General features: G+C 66.4%; 6 protein-coding genes. 4 read left to right on the top strand and 2 right to left on the bottom strand.

Annotation, left to right across the window (positions count from 1 at the left end; genetic code table 11):
- Positions 1-125: 125 nt before the first annotated feature.
- Positions 126-2777, bottom strand: coding sequence for a DNA mismatch repair protein MutS (gene mutS / locus ACEYYA_RS13760; protein WP_374801489.1), 2652 nt, complete (start codon positions 2775-2777; stop codon positions 126-128).
- A 59-nt stretch (positions 2778-2836) separates the two neighbouring features.
- Here mutS and ACEYYA_RS13755 point away from each other — a divergent pair, with 59 nt between their 5' ends.
- The 3 genes from ACEYYA_RS13755 to ACEYYA_RS13745 are packed head-to-tail and all read left to right on the top strand — an operon-like array spanning position 2837 to position 7558.
- The gene (locus ACEYYA_RS13755) at positions 2837-4036 is read left to right on the top strand and encodes an AAA family ATPase (RefSeq protein WP_374801488.1); all 1200 of its coding nucleotides are present in this window, start codon (positions 2837-2839) and stop codon (positions 4034-4036) included.
- A 1-nt stretch (position 4037) separates the two neighbouring features.
- Positions 4038-6317: an NADP-dependent malic enzyme gene (locus ACEYYA_RS13750; RefSeq protein ID WP_374801487.1), complete on the top strand. Its 2280-nt coding sequence runs from the start codon at positions 4038-4040 to the stop codon at positions 6315-6317.
- Positions 6317-7558, top strand: a complete 1242-nt coding sequence (locus ACEYYA_RS13745; RefSeq protein ID WP_374801486.1) for an MFS transporter — start codon at positions 6317-6319, stop codon at positions 7556-7558. The genes ACEYYA_RS13750 and ACEYYA_RS13745 overlap by 1 nt, the downstream gene beginning before the upstream one ends.
- A 41-nt stretch (positions 7559-7599) precedes the next feature.
- Here the strand turns inward: ACEYYA_RS13745 and ACEYYA_RS13740 are convergent, their stop codons facing one another.
- Positions 7600-8076, bottom strand: a complete 477-nt coding sequence (locus ACEYYA_RS13740; protein WP_374801485.1) for an Lrp/AsnC ligand binding domain-containing protein — start codon at positions 8074-8076, stop codon at positions 7600-7602.
- A gap of 139 nt (positions 8077-8215) precedes the next feature.
- On the opposite strand from ACEYYA_RS13740, the gene ACEYYA_RS13735 reads away from it, so the two are divergent.
- On the top strand, positions 8216-9235 hold the full coding sequence (locus tag ACEYYA_RS13735) for a 1-aminocyclopropane-1-carboxylate deaminase (RefSeq protein WP_374801484.1): 1020 nt from the start codon (positions 8216-8218) through the stop codon (positions 9233-9235).
- Positions 9236-9278: the final 43 nt, after the last annotated feature.

The following is a 9278-nucleotide window of genomic DNA, read 5'->3' as shown; positions in this document are numbered from 1 at the left end:
GCTTCATGATCCACGACCGCCTGTTGCGCGCCGCGCAAGTCGGCGTGTCGTCCATGCCGCGGTCCTGATGGCGGGCGCCGGGGGCGCTGCCCCCGGACCCCCGGAGTATTTCTAACAGGAGAAGATCACTCGGGCAGTTGGGCGCGCAGCTCATAAAGCGCGGCGAGCGCCTGACGCGGGGTCATCTCATCCGGGTGCAGGTCGCGCAGCGCCTGTTCCACGCGGGACGGGCCTTTCGGCGCGGGTTTGGCGGCCATCGGCGGGGCGGCGCGGAACAGCGGCAGGTCGTCGATCACCGCCTGTTTCTGCCCGCCCTCGCGTTCGCCCTTTTCCAGCGCCTCCAGCACGGTGCGGGCGCGGTCGATCACCGCCTCGGGCAGGCCGGCCAGCCGCGCGACCTGCACGCCATAGGACCGGTCGGCTGCGCCGCGCTTGACCTCGTGCAGGAAGATCACCTCGCCTTCCCATTCGCGCACGGTGACGGTGGCGTTTTCCACGCCGTCCAGTTTCGCGGCCAGCGCGGTCATTTCGTGGTAATGGGTGGCGAACAGGGCGCGGCAGCGGTTGGTGGCGTGCAGATGTTCCAGTACCGCCCAGGCGATCGACAGCCCGTCATAGGTCGCCGTGCCGCGGCCGATCTCGTCCAGGATCACCAGCGCGCGGTCGTCAGCCTGATTCAGGATGGCGGCGGTTTCGACCATTTCCACCATGAAGGTCGACCGGCCCCGCGACAGGTCATCCGCCGCGCCGACGCGGCTGAACAATTGGCTGACCAGGCCCAGATGGGCGCTGGTCGCGGGCACGAACGACCCCGCCTGCGCCAGCAGCGCGATCAGCGCGTTCTGCCGCAGGAAGGTCGATTTCCCCGCCATGTTCGGCCCGGTCAGCAGCCAGATCGCAGGGGTGGTGCCGGTGGTCAGCCCGCAGTCATTGGCGACAAACGGCGCGCCTTGCCGCTTCAGCGCGCGTTCCACGACCGGGTGGCGCCCGCCGGTCACCGCAAAGGCGCGGCTGTCGTCGATCTGCGGGCGGGACCAGCCCTCGCCCTGTGCCAGATCGGCGAAGGCGGTGGTCAGGTCGATCTCGGCCAGCGCACGGGCGGCCTGCGAGACGGTCGCCGATGCCGCCATCACCGCCGCCCGCAGCCGGTCGAAGATCGCCTTTTCGATCTCAAGCGCGCGGTTGCCGGCGTTCAGGATTTTCGTTTCCAGTTCGGCCAGTTCGGTCGTGGTAAACCGGATCTGGTTCGCGGTCGTCTGGCGGTGGATAAAGCGCGCGTTCAGCGGCGGGGCCAGCATCTTCTCGGCATGGGTGGTGGTGGTTTCGATGAAATAGCCCAGCACGTTGTTATGCTTGATCTTCAGGCTTTGGACGCCGGTTTCCGCGATGTAATCGCCCTGCATCCGCCCGATCACGCCGCGCCCCTGATCACGCAGCGCGCGCGTTTCGTCCAGGTCGCCGTCATAGCCGGGCGCGACGAAACCGCCGTCGCGGGTCAGCAGCGGCGGTTCGGCCACCAGCGCGGCATCCAGAAGGGCGGTCAGGTCGTCATGGCCGGTCAGGTCGCGGGCGGCATCACGCAGCACCGCGGGCGCGTCCGCCGGGATCAGCGCGGCGATGCGGCCCGCCTGATCCAACCCCGCCCGGATCGCAGCCAGATCGCGTGGCCCGCCGCGATCCAGCGCCAGCCGCGCCAAGGCCCGGTCGATGTCGGGGGCGCGCCGCAGGTGATCGCGCAGATCCTCGGCCAGGCGGGCGTTATCGGCCAGCCGTTCCACCGCATCGTGCCGGGCGTGGATCACCGCCAGATCGCGCGACGGCGCCGATAGCCGCCGTTCCAGCAGCCGCGCGCCGCCCGCCGTCACGGTCCGGTCGATGGCGGCCAGCAGCGAGCCTTCGCGCCCCCCCGACAGCGCCTGGGTCAGTTCCAGGTTGCGGCGCGTGGCCGCGTCGATCTGCATCGCGCCCGACAGGCTTTCACGCGCGGGCGGGCGCAGCAGCGGCAGCTTGCCCCGCTGGGTCAGCGCCAGATAGTCGGCGATCGCGCCCATGGCTGACAGTTCGGCGCGGCCAAAGCTGCCGAATGCCTCAAGCGTGGCGACCCCGAACAGATCGCACAGCCTTTTGTCCGCCGACTGGCTGTCGAACGATCCGCGCGACAGCGGCGTCAGCGCGACCCCGGCGTCAGCGGCCAGATCGCGCAGGCCCGCTTCGGCTGCCTCGCCCACCAGCAATTCGCGCGGGGCAAGGCGGGCCAGTTCGGGGGCCAGCCGCGCGGGCGGGCAGGGCATCACGCGGAACTCACCCGTGGAAATATCTGCCCAGGCCAGGGCACAATCCTCGCGCACCTCGGCAAAGGCAGCCAGGTAATTGGCGCGTCGCGCCTCAAGCAGGCTGTCCTCGGTCAGGGTGCCGGGCGTGACCAGCCGCACCACATCGCGCGCGACCACCGATTTCGACCCGCGCTTTTTCGCCTCGGCCGGGTCTTCCATCTGTTCGGCGATGGCGACGCGAAAGCCCTTGCGGATCAGCGCCAGAAGGTAACCCTCGGCAGCATGAACGGGCACGCCGCACATCGGGATCGGCTCACCCGCATGGGTGCCGCGCTTGGTCAGCGCAATGTCCAGCGCCGCCGCCGCCGCCACGGCGTCATCAAAGAACATTTCATAGAAATCGCCCATGCGATAGAACAGCAGCGCGCCCGGATTGGCGGCCTTGATGTCCAGATATTGCGCCATCATCGGCGTCGCGGGGCTGGTCTTGTGGTCGGTATCCATGCGCGGACTATATTAGAGAAATTAGTTGACCTGCCACTAAATATTATAAACCTGTGGTCATGGACCCGCGCAAGAACCCCTATACCCCCGGTGCCGGCACGCCGCCGCTTGAGCTGGCGGGGCGCGAACGGATCATCGAGGATGCCGACATCGCGCTGGATCGCATTGCGGCGGGGCGGCCGGGTCGGCCCATGATCCTGCTGGGCCTGCGCGGCGTCGGCAAGACGGTGTTGCTGAACAAGATCTACACCCTGGCCGAGGACAAGGGCTTTCTGACCGTCAAGATCGAGGCCCCCGAGGGTGGCGAGCTGGCGCAGCGCGCCTTTCCCGACCTCAAGCGTATCCTGATCCGGCTCAGCTCAACCGAGAATATCCGCGACAAGCTGCGCATCGCCGGGGCCGCGATGCGCAACTTTGCCGCGATGTTCAAGGTCAGCTATGAGGGGATCGACTTCGGCGCCTCGCCCGCCGACAGCGTGGCCGATTCCGGCGTGCTTGAGCGTGACTTTTCCGAACTGATGCGCGCCATCACCGAGGCCGCCGGTCAGGCCGGGCGTCCGATCGCGTTTTTCGTCGATGAGATCCAGTATCTGTCCGCGCAGGAACTGGGCGCGCTGGCCGTCACCTGCCATGAGGTCGCGCAGCGGCAACTGCCTTTCATCCTGTTCGGCGCGGGCCTGCCGCAGATCGCAGCGCTGGCGGGGGATGCCAAATCCTATGCCGAGCGGCTGTTTCACTTTCCGCAGGTCGGGCCGCTGCCCGAAGACGCCGCCCGCCGCGCGATCAGCGCCCCGGCCCAGGCCGAGGGGGTCGAGGTGACGGCGGATGCGCAGGCCCAGATCATGACCCGCACCCAGAATTACCCCTATTTCATTCAGGAATGGGGGTCGTTCCTGTGGAACCACGCCACCGCCAGCCCGATCACCCGCGACGATGTGGTGGGTGCCGAAGATGCCGTGATCGCCCATCTGGACGCCAATTTCTTTCGCGTCCGCTTTGATCGCTGCAAGCCGGTGCAGCAGAAATACCTGCGCGCGATGGCCGAACTTGGCCCCGGATCGCACAAGACCGGTGAAATCGCCGCCGCCCTGGGCTGCGAACCCAGCCAGCTTGCCGCCACCCGCGCCCAGCTGATTTCCATCGGCATGATCTGGTCGCAACGCCACGGCGAAACCGCCTTTACCGTTCCACTATTTGACGAGTTCATGAAACGTCAGATACCTGTGCTGGAACCGCATATCCCCAAACGCAAGGTCTGACATGTCCACCCGCAACCGCATCACCGACGAAGAAGCCCTTGCCTACCACCTTGAGCCGCGGCCGGGTAAGTTCGACGTCACGCCTTCGACCCCGATGGTCACGCAGCGCGACCTGTCGCTGGCCTACAGCCCCGGCGTGGCGGTGCCGGTCAATGCCATCGCGGCGAACCCCGAAACTGCCTATGACTATACCGTCAAGGGCAACATGGTCGCCGTCATCTCGAACGGTACGGCGATCCTGGGGCTGGGCAATCTGGGGGCCTTGGCCTCCAAGCCGGTGATGGAGGGCAAGGCGGTGCTGTTCAAGCGCTTTGCCGACGTGAACGCCATCGACATCGAGCTGGACACCGAAGACCCGGATGAGATCATCAACGCGGTCAAGCTGATGGGGCCGACCTTTGGCGGCATCAACCTTGAGGATATCAAGGCGCCCGAATGCTTCATCATCGAAAGTCGCCTGAAGGAACTGATGGACATTCCGGTGTTTCACGACGATCAGCACGGCACCGCGGTGATCTGCGCCGCCGGTCTGATGAACGCGCTGGAGCTGTCGGGCAAGAAGATCGAGGATTGCCGCATCGTGCTGAACGGTGCCGGTGCCGCCGGGATCGCCTGCCTTGAGTTGATCAAGGCGATGGGCGCGCGGTCGGAAAACTGCATCATGTGCGACACCAAGGGCGTGGTCTGGCAGGGCCGCACCGAGGGCATGAACCAGTGGAAATCCGCCCATGCCGCCGACACTCCGCTGCGCACCCTGGAGGAGGCGATGGTGGGCGCCGACGTGTTCCTGGGCGTTTCCGCCAAGGGTGCCGTGACGCCCGAGATGGTGGCCAGCATGGCCGATAACCCGGTCATCTTCGCCATGGCCAACCCCGACCCCGAAATCACCCCCGAGGAAGCCCACGCCGTCCGCCAGGACGCCATCATCGCCACCGGCCGCAGCGATTATCCCAATCAGGTCAACAACGTCCTGGGCTTCCCCTATCTGTTCCGCGGCGCGCTGGACATCCACGCCCGCGCCATCAACGACGAGATGAAGATCGCCTGCGCCCGCGCCCTGGCCGAACTGGCGCGCGAGGATGTGCCCGATGAGGTGGCGATGGCTTACGGCCGCAAGCTGACCTTCGGGCGCGACTACATCATCCCCACGCCGTTCGATCCGCGCCTGATCCACGTCATCCCGCCCGCCGTCGCGCAGGCCGGGATGGATACCGGCGTGGCCCGCCGCCCGATCATCGACATGGAGGGTTACGCCCAGTCGCTGAAGGCCCGGATGGACCCGACCGCCAGCATCCTTCAGGGGCTTTATGCCCGCGCCAAGGCCGCCCATGCCCGCATGATCTTTGCCGAGGGCGACGACCTGCGCGTCCTGCGCGCCGCCGTCGCCTATCAGCGCAACGGCCTGGGTCAGTCGCTGGTCGTCGGCCGCGAGGAAGACGTGCGCGCCAAGCTGGAAGGCGCCGGTCTGGGCGATGCCTACCGTGAGATCAAGGTGGTCAACGCCGGCAATTCCAAGCATGTCGAGACTTACCGCGACTTCCTCTATGGCCGCTTGCAGCGCAAGGGTTACGACGTCGAGGACGCCCACAAGATGACGACCCGCGATCGCCACATCTTTGCGGCGCTGATGCTGGCCCACGGCCATGGCGACGGTCTGGTGACGGGCGCCACGCGCAAGGCCGCGCATGTGCTGCGCATGGTCGGCCATGTGTTCGACGTGACCGCCGCCGATGGCGCGGTCGGCATCACCGCCGTGCTGCACAAGGGCCGGATCGTGCTGATGGGCGACACGCTGGTGCATGAATGGCCCGAGGCGACCGACCTGGCCGACATCGCCGAACGCGGCGCGCTGGTGGCGCGCGGCTTTGGCCTTGAGCCGCGCGTGGCTTTCCTGTCGTTCTCGACCTTCGGCTATCCGGTCAGCGAACGCGCCACCAAGATGGCCGAGGCCAGCAAGGTGCTGGACGCCCGCGGCGTCGATTTTGAATATGATGGCGAAATGACGGTGGATGTCGCGCTGAACCGCGAGCAGATGAAGGCCTATCCGTTCTGCCGCCTGACCGGCCCGGCGAACGTGCTGGTCGTGCCCGCGCGGCATTCGGCCAGCATCTCGGTCAAGCTGATGCAGGAAATGGCCGGGGCCACGGTGATCGGCCCGGTGCTGACCGGCGCGCCCATGCCGATCCAGATCTGTTCGACCGGATCAACGGTCAACGACATTCTGAACATGGCGGCAATCACGGCGGCCAAGCTGGGGCAGGTCAAGCCTGCGCGCCGCTGATGGGGGTGCTGGGCCGGTTCATTCTGGCCACCAGCCTGACCAATCTGGCCGATGGCATCGCGCTGATCGCCTGGGCCTGGATCGCCTCGCTTCTGACGCGCGATCCGGTGCTGATCGCATTGGTGCCGGTCGCGCTGAAGGCGCCGTGGTTCCTGTTCTCTGTGCCTGCCGGGCTGATCGTTGACCGGCTTGACCGACAGCGGCTGATCCTGCTGGCCGATCTGCTGCGTACGGCGGCCTATGCGGGGGCGGCGCTGGCGATCTGGCTGGCGCTGCCCTTTGCCGATCCGCCGTTGCGCGGCGTGGATCGGCCCGGCCTGTTCGCGCTGATCGGCCTGTTCGCGCTTCTGGTCGGCGCAGCCGAGGTGCTGCGCGACAATGCCGCCCAGACCATCCTGCCCGCGCTGGTGCCGCCCGCCGCGCTGGAACGCGCCAATGGCCGCCTGTGGTCGGCCGAGATGATCGCCAACCAGTTCGCCGGTCCCGCCCTCGCCGGTGTGCTGCTGGCCGCCAGCCCCGCCGCGCCGTTGGCGGTGAACGCGCTGGCGCTGGCCTTGGCGGCGGGCATCATCGCCCGGCTGCGCGGTGATTTCGCGCCGGGCCGCACCGACCCCCGCCCCTGGCGCGTCGAACTGGCCGAGGGTTGGCGGTTCCTGATCGCCTCACCCTTGTTGCGCGGGCTGGCGCTGCTGACCGGCTTCACCAATTTCGCGTTCGAGATGGTGATGATCGCGCTGATCCTGCTGGTGCAGGAGCGGCTTGGCCTGGGCGCGCCCGCGCTGGCCGCGATCTATGCCAGCGGCGCGGCGGGCGGGGTGCTGGCGGGGCTTCTGTCAGACCGGATCGCGGCACGGCTGGGCGGGGTCTGGTCGCTGCGCTGGGGGCTGCTGTCGATGCCGGTGTTTCCGCTGCTTGTCCTGACCGCGGACAGCCTGTGGCTGCTGTGCCTGGGCTTTTTCGTCAGCGAGTTCTTCGGCATCGTCTGGAATACCGTTTCGGTCAGCACCCGCCAACGCGCCGTCCCGCGCGCGCTGCTGGGGCGCGTGAACGCGCTGTATCGGCTGTTCGCCCTGGGGATGGTCCCGTTCGGCATGGTGTTGTCGGGGGTCGCGGTTCGACTGGCCGAACCTGTCTGGGGGCGCAGCGACGCGCTGCTGGCGCCGTTCGCCATCGCCGCAGCGGTGTTTGTGGTGATGATCCTTGCGGGATGGCGGTTCGTGGCGCGGCATTTGCCGCGTTAAGGGGCAGGGGGCGCTACCGCCCCCCCCCCGCCATCACGCCCCTAAAACGCCAACGGCGCGTTTTCCTTGACCTCTTTCATCACGAAAAACGTGCGGATCTGGCGCACGCCGGGCAATGAGATCAGCATCTTGCCGTGTAGCCGGTTGAAATCCGTCATGTCGCGGACGCGGATTTTCAGCAGGTAATCGAAATCGCCCGCGACCAGATGGCAGTCCAGCACCTCTTTCATGCCACTCACCGCGCCCTCGAAGGCGGCAAAGCTGTCGGGGGTGGATCGGTCCAGCACGACGCCGACCAGCACCAGCGCGCCCAGACCCACGGATTGCGGGTTCACCTGACCGCGCACCGCGCCCAGATGGCCGTCATCGAACAGCCGCTGCGTGCGCCGGTGACAGGTCGCGGCGCTGACATTCACCGCCTTGGCCAAGTCGGCATTGCTAAGTCGGCCATCGCGTTGCAGATGCCGCAGCATGTTGCGGTCGATTCGGTCCAGATCGGCCATGGAAGAACCTTTCATCAAAGTGCCTTCAAACGGATAATGCAGGGAAGTAATGGCAAATTGAAAGCATAATTAGCCAATTTCTGCCCCACAGATTGAAAGCACATTCAGCCCCGAACCGCCTAGGCTTCATCCCAACGCCAACAGGGAGACATCGATGTCGCTTCTTCAAAAGTTTGAACGCTATCCGCTGACCTTCGGCCCGACGCCGATCGAACACCTGCCCCGCCTGACCGAGGCTTTGGGCGGCAAGGTGCAGATCTATGCCAAGCGCGACGATTGCAATTCCGGGCTGGCGATGGGCGGCAACAAGCTGCGAAAGCTGGAATATATCGTGCCGGACGCCATCGCCTCGGGCGCGGATACGCTGGTGTCGATTGGCGGCGTGCAGTCCAACCACACCCGGATGGTGGCGGCGACGGCGGCCAAGATCGGCATGAAATGCGTGGTCATCCAGGAAAAATGGGTGCCGCATTACGATGCCGTCTATGACCGCGTGGGCAACATCCTGATGACCCGGCTGATGGGCGCGGATTCGCGGCTGGTCGATGATGGCTTCGACATCGGCATCCGCAAAAGCTGGGAAGATGCGATCCAGTCGGTCAAGGATGCGGGCGGCAAGCCCTATGCCATTCCGGCGGGGGCATCTGTCCACAAATACGGCGCGCTTGGCTATGTCGGCTTCGCCGAGGAGGTCGCCCAGCAAGAGGCCGAACTGGGCTTCAAGTTCGATTACATCGTGGTCTGCGTGGTCACCGGTTCGACCCAAGGCGGCATGATCGTGGGCTTTGCCGCGCAGGATCGTGCCGACCGGGTGATCGGCATCGACGCTTCGGGGACGCCGGAGCAGACCCGCGCGCAGGTGCGCCAGATCGTCGACAACACCGCCGAACTGGTCGGCCTTGGCCGCCCCGTGCGCGAGTATGAGATCGTCATCAACAACGACTACGCCTATCCCGCCTATGGCGTGCCCTCCGAGGAAACGAACGAGGCGATCCGTCTGGCAGCCCGGACCGAGGCGATGATGACCGACCCGGTGTATGAAGGGAAGTCGATGCAAGGCATGATCGACCTGACGAAAAAGGGCTTTTTCCCCGAAGGCTCGCGCGTTCTTTACGCCCATCTGGGCGGCGCACCGGCGCTGAACGGCTACAGTTATTTCTATAAGGACGGCTAAGCCGCGCGCTTGAACCGGGGCCGCTAGCACGCGGCCCCATCAC

It is taken from the genome of Paracoccus zhouxuedongae, from assembly GCF_041927815.1.
Lineage (GTDB): Bacteria > Pseudomonadota > Alphaproteobacteria > Rhodobacterales > Rhodobacteraceae > Paracoccus.
The sequence above is the reverse complement of the archived record's forward strand: the minus strand, read 5'-3'. Positions and strand labels throughout refer to the sequence as shown.

What these genes read in the sequence shown, in the direction of transcription:
- mutS (WP_374801489.1), bottom strand. Translation starts at nt 2,777, where the DNA reads ATGGATACCGACCACAAGACCAGCCCCGCGACGCCGATGATGGCGCAA.
- ACEYYA_RS13755 (WP_374801488.1), top strand. Translation starts at nt 2,837, where the DNA reads ATGGACCCGCGCAAGAACCCCTATACCCCCGGTGCCGGCACGCCGCCG.
- ACEYYA_RS13750 (WP_374801487.1), top strand. Translation starts at nt 4,038, where the DNA reads ATGTCCACCCGCAACCGCATCACCGACGAAGAAGCCCTTGCCTACCAC.
- ACEYYA_RS13745 (WP_374801486.1), top strand. Translation starts at nt 6,317, where the DNA reads ATGGGGGTGCTGGGCCGGTTCATTCTGGCCACCAGCCTGACCAATCTG.
- ACEYYA_RS13740 (WP_374801485.1), bottom strand. Translation starts at nt 8,076, where the DNA reads ATGAAAGGTTCTTCCATGGCCGATCTGGACCGAATCGACCGCAACATG.
- ACEYYA_RS13735 (WP_374801484.1), top strand. Translation starts at nt 8,216, where the DNA reads ATGTCGCTTCTTCAAAAGTTTGAACGCTATCCGCTGACCTTCGGCCCG.